Source organism: Acidovorax sp. SRB_24, assembly GCF_012931925.1.
Map to the genome: position 1 here is coordinate 1 of NZ_MWOM01000200.1, position 608 is coordinate 608.

Here is a 608-nt window from a genome sequence, read left to right on the forward strand (position 1 = left end):
CTGCAGCTTGGCCAGCAGGTCGGTGCCGATGTTGCCGGGCCCGATCAGGGCGCATTTGATTTTTTTGCTCATCCGTTATCTCCATGCAAATCACTGTTCAGAAGCGCGGCGCGCTATACCGGCGCGGCCCAGGCCAGGTAGCCGCGGAACTGGCTTTGCCAGGCCGCTGGCTGCGTCCCCCTCCCGTAGCGCGTAGCGCGTAGAGAGAGGGGGAAGGCGCCGAAGGCGACGCAGGGGGTGTTTCATCTCACACAAAACGGACCGAGCAGCCGCCGATGCCGCCCATGGTCACGCGCAGGTTGTCGCCGGCCGTGACCGGGACCATGATGCCGAGCGAGCCCGAGAGCACCACCTCGCCGGCCTCCAGCGCAATGCCGTGCGCGCCCAGCGTGTTGGCCAGCCAGGCCACGGCGTTGGCCGGGTGGCCCAGGGCGGCGGCGCCGGCGCCGGTGGCGACGATCTCGCCGTTCTTCTCGAGCACCATGCCGACGGTGGCCAGGTCCACGTCGCGCGGATCGACCAGGCGGTCGCCGAGCACGAACACGCCGCACGAGGCGTTGTCGGCCACGGTGTCTTCGATCTTGATCTTCCAGTCCTGGATGCGCGAA

General features: G+C 68.1%; 1 protein-coding gene. It reads right to left on the reverse strand.

What is annotated here, in order from left to right; genetic code table 11:
• Nucleotides 1–247 precede the first annotated feature (247 nt).
• Nucleotides 248–608 (reverse strand): fumarylacetoacetate hydrolase family protein (locus B2J89_RS21520; protein ID WP_205763929.1); only part of this gene is annotated, 361 nt, incomplete at its 5' end.